This is a genomic window from Vibrio sp. GJ43-1, assembly GCF_055808835.1.
The window spans coordinates 1,986,782-2,001,556 of sequence record NZ_CM147884.1 but is presented as its reverse complement, the minus strand read 5'-3'; the positions used below and the strand labels follow the sequence as shown (position 1 = coordinate 2,001,556).

At 43.0% G+C, this 14,775-nt stretch carries 10 protein-coding genes and 4 pseudogenes; 2 read left to right on the top strand and 12 right to left on the bottom strand.

Annotation, left to right across the window (positions count from 1 at the left end):
• Window positions 1–71: 71 nt before the first annotated feature.
• On the top strand, window positions 72–965 hold the full coding sequence (ttcA, locus tag AC0L66_RS09655) for a tRNA 2-thiocytidine(32) synthetase TtcA (RefSeq protein WP_265677074.1): 894 nt from the start codon (window positions 72–74) through the stop codon (window positions 963–965).
• A gap of 120 nt (window positions 966–1,085) precedes the next feature.
• Here the strand turns inward: ttcA and uspE are convergent.
• From uspE to ccoN, 10 genes and pseudogenes are all read right to left on the bottom strand, one after another.
• Window positions 1,086–2,029 (bottom strand): annotated as a pseudogene (gene uspE / locus AC0L66_RS09650) (universal stress protein UspE).
• A 153-nt stretch (window positions 2,030–2,182) separates the two neighbouring features.
• On the bottom strand, window positions 2,183–2,923 hold the full coding sequence (locus AC0L66_RS09645) for an FNR family transcription factor (RefSeq protein WP_473567087.1): 741 nt from the start codon (window positions 2,921–2,923) through the stop codon (window positions 2,183–2,185).
• A gap of 91 nt (window positions 2,924–3,014) precedes the next feature.
• Complete coding sequence (locus AC0L66_RS09640) at window positions 3,015–3,689, bottom strand: sulfite exporter TauE/SafE family protein (RefSeq protein WP_265672846.1); 675 nt, start codon at window positions 3,687–3,689, stop codon at window positions 3,015–3,017.
• On the bottom strand, window positions 3,679–3,870 hold the full coding sequence (ccoS, locus tag AC0L66_RS09635; protein ID WP_265672847.1) for a cbb3-type cytochrome oxidase assembly protein CcoS: 192 nt from the start codon (window positions 3,868–3,870) through the stop codon (window positions 3,679–3,681). Before ccoS ends, AC0L66_RS09640 begins: the two co-directional genes overlap by 11 nt.
• A 1-nt stretch (window position 3,871) precedes the next feature.
• Complete coding sequence (locus tag AC0L66_RS09630; protein WP_473567085.1) at window positions 3,872–6,256, bottom strand: heavy metal translocating P-type ATPase; 2,385 nt, start codon at window positions 6,254–6,256, stop codon at window positions 3,872–3,874.
• A gap of 2 nt (window positions 6,257–6,258) precedes the next feature.
• A pseudogene (locus AC0L66_RS09625) lies at window positions 6,259–6,734 on the bottom strand (FixH family protein).
• An 89-nt stretch (window positions 6,735–6,823) separates the two neighbouring features.
• A complete protein-coding gene (gene ccoP / locus AC0L66_RS09620) occupies window positions 6,824–7,798 on the bottom strand; it encodes a cytochrome-c oxidase, cbb3-type subunit III (RefSeq protein ID WP_265672850.1) in 975 nt (324 codons plus the stop codon).
• On the bottom strand, window positions 7,798–7,971 hold the full coding sequence (locus tag AC0L66_RS09615) for a cbb3-type cytochrome oxidase subunit 3 (RefSeq protein ID WP_265672851.1): 174 nt from the start codon (window positions 7,969–7,971) through the stop codon (window positions 7,798–7,800). Before AC0L66_RS09615 ends, ccoP begins: the two co-directional genes overlap by 1 nt.
• Window positions 7,972–7,981: 10 nt before the next feature.
• A complete protein-coding gene (gene ccoO / locus AC0L66_RS09610) occupies window positions 7,982–8,602 on the bottom strand; it encodes a cytochrome-c oxidase, cbb3-type subunit II (protein ID WP_250619106.1) in 621 nt (206 codons plus the stop codon).
• A gap of 12 nt (window positions 8,603–8,614) precedes the next feature.
• Complete coding sequence (gene ccoN / locus AC0L66_RS09605; RefSeq protein ID WP_250619107.1) at window positions 8,615–10,042, bottom strand: cytochrome-c oxidase, cbb3-type subunit I; 1,428 nt, start codon at window positions 10,040–10,042, stop codon at window positions 8,615–8,617.
• 257 nt (window positions 10,043–10,299) lie between these two features.
• Between ccoN and AC0L66_RS09600 the strand changes: the two genes are divergently transcribed.
• Window positions 10,300–10,656, top strand: coding sequence for a hypothetical protein (locus AC0L66_RS09600; RefSeq protein ID WP_265673258.1), 357 nt, complete (start codon window positions 10,300–10,302; stop codon window positions 10,654–10,656).
• Window positions 10,657–10,846: 190 nt separating this feature from the next.
• Here AC0L66_RS09600 and AC0L66_RS09595 read toward each other — a convergent pair.
• Both AC0L66_RS09595 and AC0L66_RS09590 read right to left on the bottom strand, forming a co-directional pair.
• Window positions 10,847–12,997 (bottom strand): annotated as a pseudogene (locus AC0L66_RS09595) (ATP-binding cassette domain-containing protein).
• Window positions 12,997–14,712: pseudogene (locus tag AC0L66_RS09590) on the bottom strand (ATP-binding cassette domain-containing protein). Before AC0L66_RS09590 ends, AC0L66_RS09595 begins: the two co-directional pseudogenes overlap by 1 nt.
• Window positions 14,713–14,775 lie beyond the last annotated feature (63 nt).

Sequence of the window (14,775 nt, the reverse complement as noted above, 5' to 3'; positions counted from 1 at the left end):
TATAATCCGCGCCCTATAACGCATCCGGCGGCCAATGACCGTCGAACTAGTCGGTAGTATGAGAAATTGCAATGAATCAAAAAGATACCAGAAAAGACACACTTGAATTCAACAAACTCCAAAAACGTCTTAGGAGAAATGTTGGTAATGCCATCATAGATTACAACATGATTGAAGAGAATGATGTGGTAATGGCATGTATCAGTGGTGGTAAAGACTCATTTGCGATGCTTGATATCTTACTACGATTGAAAGAAGCGGCCCCGATTCACTTTGATGTTGTGGCGGTGAATCTAGACCAAAAACAACCTGGCTTTCCAGAGCACATTTTGCCTGAGTACTTTGAAACGCTAAATATTCCTTATTACATCGTTGATAAAGATACCTACTCCGTCGTGAAAGAGAAAATTCCAGAAGGTAAAACAACCTGCGGTTTATGCTCACGCTTGCGTCGTGGCACTCTGTATTCGTTTGCAGAAAAAATTGGCGCGACTAAAATTGCACTTGGTCATCACCTAGACGATATTGTGGAAACGATGTTTTTAAATATGTTCCACGGAGCACGTTTAAAGGCTATGCCGCCTAAACTTCGTTCTGATGACGGTCGCAATGTGGTCATTCGTCCGCTGACCTATTGTCGTGAGACTGACTTAATTCAGTATGCTGAACATAAAGAATTCCCAATTATTCCATGTAATCTTTGTGGCTCGCAAGAAAATTTGCAACGCCAGAGCATTAAAGCAATGCTGATTGATTGGGATAAGAAAACACCGGGTCGAGTAGAAAAGATTTTCAAGTCGATTCAGAATGTCAGCCCAAGCCAATTAGCGGATAAAGATTTATTTGATTTCGAAAACCTGCCAATTGATAGGGAAGGAGAGCGAGCTCAATACGGATTTAACGAAGCTGAAATTTCATCGTCAAACATTGATGAGTCGATGTTTATCAACGTGGCGAATATCTAACACGTGATCTCAAACTCATTCGCTTGCGAACCGCCCTTTACAAAGTATTAAAAAAGCCCCACGAGTGGGGCTTTTTGCTAACGGCCTGCTGGATTGATGGTCCTTAACCCAATAGCTTACTTACTCTTCATTTGGTGCTAATGGACTGATATAGCCATCAGGTTTAAGTGCGAGCACGTCACTATTAATTTTATCGATGACATGTTCCGCAGTATTGCCGATAAAAACAGCAGACAGCCCTGTACGCCCCGTTGTACCCAAGATAACCATTGCCGCGTCGAGTTTTTTTGCCACTTCAGGAATGATATCTTCAGGTAACCCTTGCTCCACAATGGTTTGCTCTTCGGCATATCCATGTTTCTGACGCAGCGCTTTCATCGCAGTGAGGTGGTGACCTCTTACTGCATCTGTGTAAGTTGCAGGGTCAAACTCTGGCAATTCTATCGTGATATTTGCGGGTGTTACCGGATAGGAATTAACAAGGTAACCTGTTGCGCCTAAACGCTCCGTCAAGCTGTCAAGTTGTTGAATCATGCAATCATTAAGATCAATGTGTGTTGGATTTTCAGAACCAACATGAACGGAAGCCACAATATTAGCGTTGGCTGGCCAATCTGAGTTTTTCACTAATAGCACCGGGGCTGGGCATTTTCTAATAAGGTGCCAATCGGTAGGGGTGAAAATGACGGATTCTAATATGTCATGTTTACGCGTCGCCTTGATAACAATGTCGTGGCTATCTTCAAATACTTTTTCGATGATAGCGACGTAAGGGCGATTGTGCCAAACGACTTTGATTTCCAAATCGAAACTGTCATCAGTAAACGGTTCAGCAAGTGTTTTCATCCATTCTTCACGCTGTTGAATAACACCACGGCGCATGGCGTCTCTTTCATCATGAGAAAGCATTGATGTCATGTCATAAGAGAAATCATAAATGGAGAGAAAAATGATATCCGACTTCTTGAGCGGCTTTTCTTTGCAAGCTGTACAGCACGAACAAGAGCAGGTTGCTCTTCGCTATTTAAATTAGCAACGACGAGAATGTTATTGTATATGCTCATAGAGTCTCCTTACCAAAATGGTAACTTCGTTCACTTAACTTTAGCGCACTTAGGAGAATCTTTTTAGAGAAAGTAAGGGGTTAGGGGGAGAAATTTGAAGTGGCTCATCAAAGAGCCACTAAGTAAGCAATAAAGTAAGCCAAAGACTACTCTTTAGATACACTCTACCATTTCCATCAACGCATCATGGTCGATAATGGTGATGTACTTACCTTTCACACTCAGGACTTCTGATTTCTGAAAGCGACCAAGTAGACGACTGATCGTTTCTACTGTTAATCCCAGATAATTACCAATGTCGCCACGAGTCATAGTCAGGCGAAATTCTCGTGGGCTGAAGCCGCGCTGAGAAAAGCGAGTGGATAAATTATAAAGAAACGCGGCTAGACGTTCTTCCGCATTTTTCTTTGACAACAAGAGAATCATCTCTTGGTCACCTTTAATTTCATTCGACATCAAACGCATGATTTGTTGACGCAACTTCGGCATTTTGCCTGAAAGGTCGTCTAAGATTTCATACGGTATTTCACATACCATTGATGTTTCTAGTGCTTGAGCAAAACTTGGATGCTCATCGTCAGTGATCGCATCAAATCCGACGAGGTCGCCTGCTAGATGAAACGCAGTAATCTGTTCATCACCTTGCTCTGTAATGGTGTAACTTTTAATGGTTCCAGAGCGAATCGCGTAAAGAGACTTTAGTTCATCGCCAGCTTTAAACAGCTCTTGACCCTTTTGGATGGGTTTTTTACGTTCAATAATTTGATCAAGTTGATCCAGCTCTGCTTCGTTCAAAGTGAACGGGATGCACAGTTGACTAATACTACAATCTTGACAATGGATGGCACAGCCACCTGACTGAATTCGTTTTGCTGCAGGTTTTTCAGAAATCATAACAACCTATCACTATTTGATGTACATCAATATTTTATCATTCCTTACCTCTAAAGGGTAGCTAAAAAATCAATGATAAAACAATCATCTATTAGTTTGCGTTAAAAATAGTCACCGCATCGTAACCTGTATATAAACCATATATCAGTATAGAAAGTGCGGCTATATTGCGAAATTTAACTGAATTTTGCAGGGATTGTAGTTTAGCGGCGCTACTGCCAACTAGCAGCATGGCGGGCAGAGTGCCCAAACCAAATGCAAGCATAGTCATACCGCCCCCAAAGGCACTTCCAGAGACAGCAGCCCAGGTAAGCGTTGAATAAACGAGTCCACATGGAAGCCATCCCCAAAGAAAACCAAACGGGATCGCGTAGCTTGAATGTTTAAGAGGAAGGAGCTTGTTCGCTAGAGGTGAAATACTCTTCCATAATAGTTGTCCCAATTTTTCCACTTTCAACAAGCCATTCCACCAACGCCCAACATAGAGCGCGAGTAAGATCATGAATAGTGCCGCGAGAATTCGTAAAAATGAAAGCGCGTGGTTAAATTGAGATAACGTTGCAATCCCTGCAATCATTCCACCAACCACACTACCTATCATTACGTAGCTAATCAATCGACCAAGATTGTAGTTTATGATGAGTAAGGTAGGGGTTTTATGCGGTTGCCCAATAGATAACAATGACGCTATACCACCGCACATTCCCATACAGTGGCCTGCACCTAATAGCCCAATAGTAAAAGCCCCTAAAAGATCAAGTGTCACGCTGGTCTTCTTCTTTTTTGTTCGGTTGTTTTTCTGTTGTGACGTCTTCATCAAACAGAATGTTATGCCCTTGACGCTCCAGGTCTTCAAACTGTTCGCTTTTGACTGCCCAAAGAAAAATGCCTACCGCCACACAGACAAGTACGATAGCGATAGGGATTAATATATACAGACTTTCCATACTATTGGTCTTCTTTTAGTAAGCGTAGCGAATTAGAGACAACGATAATCGAACTTGCTGACATACCGACAACAGCAATATATGGCGCGACCAGTCCAGCTACGGCAAGAGGAAGGATCAATAGATTATATCCCAAAGACCACGCCAAATTCTCTCTAATAATTTTTCTTGTTTGAATCGCCAGCTTACGCGCGGCTAACAATCGGTCTAAACGATCGCTTAATAACACTAAATCAGCAGACGCTTTAGCGACATCGGTACCACCACCCATAGCAACAGAGAGGTGGGCACCTGCAAGAGTAGGGGCATCGTTAATGCCATCACCAATCATTAAGGTAACATCATTAGCATCCACAGAATTTAAGAACGCTAGTTTGTCACTCGGGGACGCACTCGCCACAATAGAAGTGATACCAATTTCTTCTGCAACAGGCTCTGCATTAGTTAACGTATCACCGATAAGAAGCGTGGTTTTTATACCCGCCACATGCATTTTCTCAATGAAATCTTTGGCTTCTTTTCGGATCGGATCCCGGTAATTAAAGCTGGCAATATGTTGACCATCTATCGACAAGTAAACGGTATTTTGGGCGTCGTCTGCTTGCCCTAAAACAAACTGAGCGTTACCGATTTTTATCTGCGTGTTATTCCACTGTCCCGTCAGCCCTGATCCAATGACATTTTCGACTTGGCTTACTTGTGTATCTGTCCCACAAGAAGGTACTTTGTCGTTATAAACCTTAAAGGCGCGGGCAATGGGGTGATTAGCATGGCTCTCCAACGATGCCGCTAATGAAAGGACAACGGCTTCAGAATAGTCTGCAAATAAGATGGTCTTTGAAATTTCAATATCGCCATGCGTAAGCGTTCCTGTTTTATCAACAATCAGGTGATTCACTTTACACAAGGTTTCAAAAACATGGCCACGGCGAGACAAGATACCTAGCGAGCCCATCCTAGAACTTGAACACGTAATTGCCGTGGGTGTAGCAAGAGATAATGCACAAGGGCAGGTTGCGACAAGGACGGACAACATTATCCAGAACGCATCGTCAGGCTTACTTTGATGCCAGTAAAACCAAGTGAGCGCGGCAATAACAAGAATAATCGCGACAAAGTATCTTGCGACGATGTCCGCTATTTCAGCAATTTTAGGTTTGCTTAGCTGCGCTTCATCTTGTAATCGCACAATACTTGAAATCATTGAATCTGCTTTGCTGCTGCGAACTTCAAGATCAAACGCTTCGTCACCGTTTAAAGTGCCTGCATACACCGTATCGTGCTGATGTTTGACAACAGGTAAAGATTCACCTGTAAGCATCGATTCATCGACGTGGATTCGACCTTTCAAAACAAGACCATCGGCTGGAATATGCTCTCCTGGCAAAACACGGACTTGGTCACCGACTTGCAATGATTTAACTGGGATTTGCTCGCCATCGAGCTTTATTGCAATAGCGGGAATGAGTTTGAGAAGGTTGCCACTGGCTGCTGCGGCTTTGCGTCGTGCGCGCATCTCGAGGTATCGACCAACCAGCAAAAAGAAAGTGAACATTGAAATGGATTCAAAAAACACTTCGCCTTGTTCGGTTACTGTTGCGACTAAACTTGCGACATAAGCAAAAATAAGCGCAATGGAAACGGGAACATCCATTCCCAGCGTTCTTCCTTTTATGCTTCGCCAAGCATTCAAATAAAAAGGTAACGCTGAATACAGTAAAACAGGTGTCGCAAATATTAAGCTCACCCATCGGAAGTAACTTTTAAACTCTGGCTCTAAACTACCGAATACTTCTAAATACAGTGCCACTGCCAACATCATGACTTGCATGGTCGCTAATCCGGCGATGCCAAGGCGATAGAGGTACTGCTTCATTGTTTGGTGATACGCGGCTTCTTGTTTATCCGCCTCGAATGGCGCGGCTTTGTAGCCTAATTCATGGATTGCAGATAAAAGCGTACTGAGTTTGGATTGGGTACTATCCCATTTCAAAAGTGCACGATTGGTGGTGGTGTTGACACGAATGGACATCATGCCAGGTTCAGTCGCCATTCGTTTTTCTATAAGCCACGCGCACGCGGCACATGAAACACCTTCGATAGAGAGGGTGACTTCTTTTTCATTTTCTTGGCTACGAACAAACTCGCCCTGTATGTCTTCATTGTCGTAATGAATGAGCGCTTTTAATTGTTCAGGTACCAAGTCGGCTTTTTCCGCTGGTGCGGTACGGTATTGGTAATACGACACCAAGCCACTATCAACGATGGTTTGCGCCACACTCTCACAGCCGGGGCAGCACATGTCTCGGTCTTCTTCGAGAATGTGTACGCAAAAATTCGTGTTGACTGGTACTTCTTCACCGCAGTGATAACACGATTTACACATAGTTAGTCTATTAATACTGGTTCAGAGGAAGGGAAGGTAACACGGCCTTGAATCATCCACGCTTTATCGTGTGGCTGTAGTTCAACAAACCAAGGGCCCTGCATATCATGATCTAAGGTTAATCGGTAGATACCTTTAGCATCTGCCGTTAATAGTTTTTCAAAGTCTTGGTCGGGTAAAGTGCGATGTGTAAACGTGGTGGTTAAAGCAGGAAAGTGGTCCAACTCCCCCTTTTCGAAAGCGATAATAACGACGTTTTTATCAGAAGAGATTGAAGCGTTTAGTTTGAGGTCGCGGGCGACATTGACTTTAGTAATATCGACATTTATCCCTTTGCCTTTCTTATAGTAATCCTCAGCGACTAGGTCTACAGAGTTTTGGGAAAAATCAGTACCACGTATAGCGTACCAACAACAACAGAGAGTGGCAGCGCGATTAGAAACCACGGCCAGAATTGTTTATACCAAGGCTTTACCATAAAAAAGTTCTCAACAGCTGACTAAGAAAGAGGTTATAAATTATCTAGAAAAGACAGCCCCTTACAAGGGGCTGTTATTGAAATGTTACTTATTTTTCAGAATTGCTTAGGCTCCAGACATAGGCAGAAACAAGTTGAACTTTTTCTTCACCTAAAATGTCTTTCCACGCTGGCATTACGCCTGAACGACCGTTCATAACAGTTTCAGTTACGTCTGCACGTGAGTCACCAAATAACCAATCTTGGTCGGTTAAGTCTGGTGCACCAACAGCAGGGTTACCCTTACCATCAGTACCATGACACGCTGCACAGACGACAAAGCGTGATTTACCCGCTTCCGCTTCACGAGCATTTACTTTACGCCCAGATAAGCTGAGAGTATAGCTAACTACTTCGCGAACACCGTCTTCGCCTAATGCGTCTTTCCAGCCCGGCATCTGACCAATACGACCATGCATTATGGTGGTAACGATAGCCTGCGGCTCTCCGCCATACAACCACGCGTTGTCGGTTAGGTTAGGGAAACCTTTCTGACCACGAGCCGAAGAACCATGACACTGAGAACAGTTTTGCAAGTATAAACGCTGACCAACCTTAATCGCTTCGCTATCTGCTGCAATCTCCGGAATAGGGCGTAGACCACCATCAGATGTTTTTGCTAAACGGTTAAATGCTTCACCGAAGTAGGTTTCTGCATCACCAAGCTCTTTCGCATACTGATCCAACTGCTTATTTGCTGTTGATGCGGCAACCGATGATCTCGATTCTTCAATTGACTGCACAGTTTGGTCTGAACTTGTCCAGCCTAAAAGACCTTTGAAGTTACCTAGACCTGGGTAGAGTGCCAAGTAAATCGCAGAAAAAACAAATGTACCAATGAACAGGTATGTCCACCATTTCGGTAGCGGGTTGTTTAGCTCACGAATACCATCGTATTCGTGACCCATGTCTGCACCTTCTTCTACGCCCATTTTGTCACGTAGACACCAAATGAGTAGGGCGGCGCAACCAAGCAACGTACCGATAGTGATGACAATAATGAATAGACTCCAAAATGTAGTCATTATTTAATCACTCCTTCTTTTTCGGAGGTAGTTGGTTGTTCATCAGCAAATACTAGGTTTGCTGCTTCATCAAACCGACTTTTACGATTTTTACCGTAAGCCCACCAAACAATACCAATAAAACAACCAAACAAAACTACGGTCCAAATACTGTGAATAGTACCGATATCCATAATTTCCTCCTTATTTCATTGCGTGGCCAAGAGACTGAAGATAAGCAATGATGGCATCCATCTCTGTCTTACCTTTAACATCGCTCTCAGCGCTCGCAATTTGCTCATCCGTGTACGGAACACCAAATTGATTACGGAAGATTTCAAGTTTCTTCTGTGTCAATTTACCGTCCAACTCGTTTTCCGCCAACCAAGGGAAGCCTGGCATATTGGATTCTGGAACCAATTCACGTGGATCAATCAAGTGAACACGATGCCATTCATCAGAATAACGATCGCCAACACGAGCGAGATCAGGTCCAGTACGTTTTGAACCCCAAAGGAAAGGGTGTTCCCAAACGCTTTCACCAGCAACAGAGTAGTGACCGTAGCGCTCTGTTTCTGAACGGAACGGGCGAATCATTTGACTGTGGCATACATTACAACCTTCACGGATGTAAATATCGCGACCTTCCATCTCTAATGCGCTGTAAACACGTAAGTTCTTCACAGGTTCTGTTGTTTGCTTTTGGAACATTAGCGGAACAATCTCTACGAGAGCCCCTAAACTAATAGCGAAAACAATCAAAATAGCCAGTAAGCCTACGTTGCGTTCAACGATTTCATGGCGATTTTTCGAATTTGAGCTCATTCTCTAATCTCCTTATGCTGATTGAGGGATAGCTTTAAGGCTACCTTTCTCTGCAGTAATCGTTTTGTATGCGTTGTAAGCCAACAAGAACATACCCGAAAGGAAAATCAAACCGCCAATGAAACGAACTGTGTAGAACGGGTAAGAGGCTTGAACAGATTCCACGAAGCTGTACGTCAATGTGCCGTCTGAGTTAACTGCACGCCACATTAGGCCTTGCATAACACCTGAAATCCACATCGCAACGATATAAAGAACCGTACCGATTGTTGCCAACCAGAAGTGAGTGTTAATAAGGCCTACAGAGTACATACGTTCTTGACCAAATAACTTTGGAATCAAGTGGTATACCGCACCAATAGAAACCATCGCAACCCAACCTAATGCGCCAGAGTGTACGTGACCAATGGTCCAGTCTGTGTAATGCGATAGGGCGTTAACCGTTTTGATTGCCATCATTGGGCCTTCGAATGTCGACATACCATAAAATGATAGTGAGACAACCAAGAAGCGTAGAATTGGGTCATAACGTAGTTTATGCCAAGCACCAGATAGCGTCATAATACCGTTGATCATACCACCCCAAGATGGAGCGAATAGAACCAATGACATCACCATACCTAGTGATTGTGTCCAGTCTGGAAGCGCCGTGTAATGAAGGTGGTGAGGACCAGCCCAGATATACAACGAAACCAATGCCCAAAAGTGAACAATCGATAGACGGTAAGAGTAAACCGGACGCTCTGCTTGCTTAGGGACGAAGTAGTACATCATTCCCAAGAAACCAGCGGTAAGAAGGAAACCTACTGCGTTATGTCCATACCACCATTGCACCATGGCATCGACGGCTCCGGAATAAGCGGAATAAGACTTACCTAATGAGACGGGTACAGCCAAACTATTCACAATGTGCAGGACGGCAACGGTGATAATAAATGCACCGAAGAACCAGTTAGCGACGTAAATATGTGAAGTTTTGCGCTTTATAAGTGTTCCAAAGAAGACGATAGCGTAAGACACCCACACAATAGCGATGGCGATATCGATAGGCCACTCTAATTCTGCGTATTCTTTACCAGAGGTGTAACCCAAAGGCAGAGTAATAGCCGCAGCTAAAATGATTGCTTGCCATCCCCAAAAAGTGAATGGGACAAGAGGTCCTCCAAATAATCTAGTTTGACAGGTACGCTGCACAACGTAATAAGACGTTGCAAACAGAGCACTGGTACCAAATGCAAAAATTACCGCATTAGTATGTAACGGACGTAAACGGCTATACGTCAACCACGGCGTATCAAAGTTGAGCTGTGGCCAAACTAATTGAGCGGCAATTAAAACGCCTACTGCCATACCAACAATACCCCAGAGAATGGTCACTAAAGTGAACTGGCGTACTACGGTATAGTTGTAAACTTGTTCAAGCTGCTTTTCCTGGCTCATTAACATGCTTCCAATTTATAATTAACTATACTTTACTTCCAACACGACTCATGTCGTAATGCTACCCAAACGCGCAATAGAACTAACGCTTTTTCAAAACGTTACTTCCCTTGTAGGTTTTAACAAAAAGTAGCATTTTCAAGCGACAATAATACTGCAATTAACAATTTAAGAACAGGGCAGTAACCTTACTCTTGGTCTGGTTTATGTCCATTTATTTCAAAACTTTGAAGTTTGTTACACGGAGAACGCCCATAATGGCAGCTGAAAAATTAACAAAAGGCAGGCTTGGTCAAATTATCATCATGATGATGGTGTTAATTGCCGCATTTACGTACAGAACGGTCACGTACGAAGTGTCGAATACGCAGGTCTGCGAATTTTCTTCCGGATGTGAGGTGAAATTACAAGAGAAACTGGTTGTTTTTATGTATCAAGATTCAACAAATACGTTAATGCTCACAAAACCAGAAGAATTAACAGTTAAAGCCTCAATTGTTGGTAAAAACGATGTATTACTAACCGATAAAAGTGAAATAGCCGAAACACAAATCCCAATGGATATTATTATCACCGACCAAGATGAACATACCGTTAAAATACAGCTACAATAGCTCGCAATATCAAGCGGGAAAACAAACGACATCGCCTAAATAACGGTGTATTAGACTAGCCGAATCTTACTTTTACTTACCCCTAGTTAACGTCATTCGCTCCAATTATGCTGCTAGCTTCCGCTGTGTTATTCATGTTAACTAAGCTTGCAACTGCATTTTTCTTATAATTGGAACTCTATTTTTAATGTCAATGCTGTCCCATGGCATTCATCACTTTGTCAGGCGCACCGAAATACTTCTGTGATCCGTCTTTTTCCAGTAGCAAGCAGAACGTAGAGCTAGAAATAAGAGCAGGATCGACCGTTGTAAAAATGACTGTCTTATGGCGCAGTGTTCCCGCAAATAGTTGATTAATGTATGTCACATGTTCACTCTCCACGCCCACTAAAGGCTCATCAATCACGATGATGTTTTGACTGGTATCAGCGAGCCCAATCGCAAGGCGTAACCGTTGCATTAAACCAGAGGGAAGGTTGGCTAAAAAGTCAGCGCTAATCATCGTCCCCAAACCTTCAGGAAAAACCTTGTCTAAACCAAGAAGTGCAAAGGACTGAGACATTTGCTCTCTTGAAATGACACCATTGTGCAAAATGTAGTTCGATTCAATAGACCCTTCATAAAGGTGAAGATCAAAAGGGATGTAGTTGATCCCTTTGCGATATCTAAAGCTATTAAATTGCTTTATGTTGTGACCATCAAGAAGGATGGACCCTTGATAGCGAGGTTCTAGCCCTGTGAGCAACATCAATAATGTCGTTTTACCACTTCCCGCTGGACCAGATATAGCCACCTTACTCCCAGGTGCTATCTTAAAACTAAGATTAGTCAACCCAGTCGCAGCACCCGGGTAGCGATGTACTAGCCCGTTAACTGATATCTGACCATCAAACTGCCGGATAGGTGGGCTCTTCTCAATGGATGATTTATCATCGTCTAGCGACATGAGTGCATTGATCTGAGCTGTAGAAGATTGGATGGTTTTAAATTTAGCTAACGAGTTATAGATCCCCATGATCGGCCCCAACGCTTTCCAGACTAGAATTACGGTCGCCAACATCGCCCCTGCGTTTGTCGTCCCATCCATTACGCTGATAACAGCTGTCACAATCGCGGCGGTTCCGATAGCTTGAATGAGCCCACCCCCATCGCTTGTATTTTGCTATTTGTCGTAGAAACAAAGGCGGCATCAGAAGAGCTTTGTTCGTGGGCGGCTTTAAATCGAGATTGGATGATTCTAAGTAACGGCAAACCTTGTAGCGTTGTTATGCCCCTTAATAACTCATTCCATTGATAAGAAACCATGGCATTGGCTCTGGAGCTTTTCGATGTCGCTTGAGTATAGAGATATCGAGAGTAGAGACAAAATACAATCATCAATAGAATGCCCACTAAAACCGTCAACGCGGCATAGCCAGACAAAATGGTAATTGCGACAATAAATAGCACGACAAACGGAAGGTCAAAATAACTAAGTGTGGATTCTGCGGTTACAAGCTTGCGAAATTGATCTATATCTTTGAGTCGTGCCATCTGTGAGGATACACACGGCTGATGATGTCATTGAATAAGGGAGCCAAAGTAGTTTAGCGATAACATTACGTGATATATGAACCGCGAGGTCTTGACCTGAAGTTGCGAGTACCTTCATTCTCACTCTTCGGAAGATATATTCAGAAAATGCCAAAAACAGCGCAAACGATGTGAGCCAGTATAGGGTGGGGATGGAGCTAGAAGATAGGGCGAAATTATAAACCCCCATGATGAAGAACGGCTGTAATGCGCTCAGTATATTAATCACAAGAGACAGGAAGACTAAGCTCTTAAACTCATTGTTATAACGATAAAAAGCGTATTTTATCCAGTTGGATTTATCTTGTGACTCTGGCGGAGGCTCTCGAAAAAGCTTGGAGTATTCCGATACTACGGTGATCGCAAACGGTACATCAACAAGTGATACGGTAACGGTATTATTGTTTCGATAGTCGAAGAGTACACCTTCACCATTGTCTATAGACATAAGTACAGCGGAGAATTTCTCTAACTCAATAAAACATGGAAAATGAATATCTTTATCGGCTAAATCTGACGCACTTGAATAATGAGTTGTCCGACATTGATACCCAAGCCTCGAAAGAGTGAGTTCGAACCCGTTTTGATCGACTTCACCAGGTGTAAAAGCATCGGATAAAATTTCTGGCGTTCCCTCCCACTCTAAAGAGATCAGTGTGTAAGCAAGACCACGCAACAGAGGAGACTCTGCATAACGATGCTCAAACTCTTCAGATTCGAAGTCTTTGAGGCGTTGGCCGACATTATTAAAATCGATAAGGATAGTCATTAGCTTGCAAACTCCTTTGTCAACTTAATGGACTTCACGCCATGGGCTTCATGATTGATTTTGTTACTGATAATAATGAGGAACTGTGATGTTGCTTTAGGGACGAGCATTGATACAACACGAGTGGCAAACTCTTGGTCGTAAACACTATCAATATCATCAAGGACTAACACTTTTTTCTGGCATAGCATGGCACGAATGATAAGTAGCGCATATTGCACTTGTCTTGATAGGGGGATGGTATTACTTCCTTTTAGCTGGGTATAAAACCCGGACTCCAATGCATCGATTTCATTTTTGACGGAAAGACCTTTGCATAAGGTAAACGCTGCCCCATTTAGCATAGGACGGAAGCAGGTTAAGTTGTCAATAATAGAACCTTCCACAAAACTGCTGTTTTTATCTATTCGGTGTACGCTATCTCGCCAAGATTGGTAATGTAACGCGTTTATCTCTTTCGTCCCAACTCGGATGACCGTATGTTCGCACTGAGTATCGCGCGTTAAACAGCGCGTTAGATGACTTTTCCCAGTACCCGATCGTCCTTTTAAGATGATTGGCTGTCCTTTTTGGAAAATAATTCTCTGGTTGCTGCCAAGTTCAACTTCAATGCTTTTAGGATCAGGGTTATTGGGAAGGTTAAGAGACTGACTAATGTGACCAGGTTGGTGTTGTTCACTATTAAGTTCATTAGGATTATCTCCATCCGTCATACGTGCATTGTTTTGAACGGTATGGGGGGATACGTCAACGTTCTTGCTATTATCACTACTATGATGTTGAAGCGATAAAATTTCGGCAATGTCGGTAATCTGCATTTTATTGGTCTTCCAGCGACCTAGCGTGCGCATCATCTGCTGATAAGGACCAAAATATCGATTGGTCAGCATAATAATCGCCGCCATCACACCCTGACTTGCTTCGAGCTCAATGACGGAAATAGCAAGGAGCACAACGACAACCGCGATAGATAACTGCTGAATGAGTGTAAGTGTTAAGTTGAATTGGGATTCTAAGTTTTCGTATGCAATATTTTTGTTTTCACGCGTCCGAATCATCTCCGTCATCAAACTCTCTAAACGGTACTCCATCGTGCGGCTCTTATTGTCTAATGGACGAGACACAATTTCGATGATTTTAGAGTTGGTTAACCCTTCAATTTCTGACTTTTCTCTAAGCGCGGTGACTTTTCGTGAAGAGATGGACAATGATGCGCCCCACAATAGTATTGACGCCGCAATAAGTGTTAACCCAGCTCCCGCATTGATTAGGCTAATGATGACGATAGTAATAACGCTGACCATTGCATTTATCGATGCTCGAACCACTTCACCGCCAAAAAAGCTTTTTAACTCGGGAATAGTCGCTACACGCTCCAAATATTGCCCTGGTTCTAGTTTGTTAAACTGTGGGATCTGCGCGAGGCAAATGGCTTGAAAGACTTTGTTCGTTAACTAGCTCTCGAAGTTTTTCATCAAAGAAGTCGTAATCACTTCTTCTTGGTTTTTTAATAAGTAATCGAGATAGATAGCGATAAGGATAATCGCAAACAAAACAAATAATGTGTCCTTGGCTTGATTGGGCAGCACTCGGTCAAAAATAATAAGAATCGAAAAAGGAAGGACAAGTGCAAACAAGGTCGACATAATCGTAGAAAACACGAGATAAAGCTTATCTATCCATGTAATTTGCTGTGAAAAATACTCTGTCTTCATTGCTCTTTCCTATTCATTCATACCCCAAAGCAAATCACCTCGTTCATTTTGCTATCTTGAACG